The 351-nt window shown below is 46.2% G+C and carries 1 protein-coding gene; it reads left to right on the top strand.

Annotation, left to right across the window (positions count from 1 at the left end; genetic code table 11):
• The coding region (locus SB660_RS19350) for a type II toxin-antitoxin system RelE family toxin (RefSeq protein WP_410583855.1) at positions 1-145 on the top strand (145 nt) is incomplete at its 5' end.
• Between the last annotated feature and the right edge of the window lie 206 nt (positions 146-351).

Genomic DNA, 351 nt, shown 5'->3' with positions numbered 1-351 from the left:
CCAGTCAGGGAAACCGCTAAAAGGTGAGCTAGGTGAATTCTGGCGTTATCGGGTGGGGGATTATCGCATTTTGTGTGAGATCCGGGATGACGAGCTGGTCATCCTTGCGGCCACGATTGGTCATCGACGCGAAGTTTACGACTGAAGCCCGCTGCGCGGGATTTTTCATTAAGAGGGATTTTATGGAATGGTTAATTGGTGGGTTCGTTGTACTTGTCATTCTCGGTGCGATGTTTAAACCAAGGCGCTGTGATGTTTGTGGCATAGGTTTTAATAAGAAACATTACACTTGGACTATTGAAGGCAAAAAGCAGCATTTGTGCCCTAATTGCAATAGCAAAATGAGTAGAC

Origin of the sequence: Bacillus sp. SIMBA_005, from assembly GCF_046535585.1 — a bacterium.
In the GTDB taxonomy this organism is placed as follows: Bacteria; Bacillota; Bacilli; order Bacillales; family Bacillaceae; genus Bacillus; species Bacillus pumilus.
This window is presented reverse-complemented; position numbering and strand designations above follow the sequence as displayed.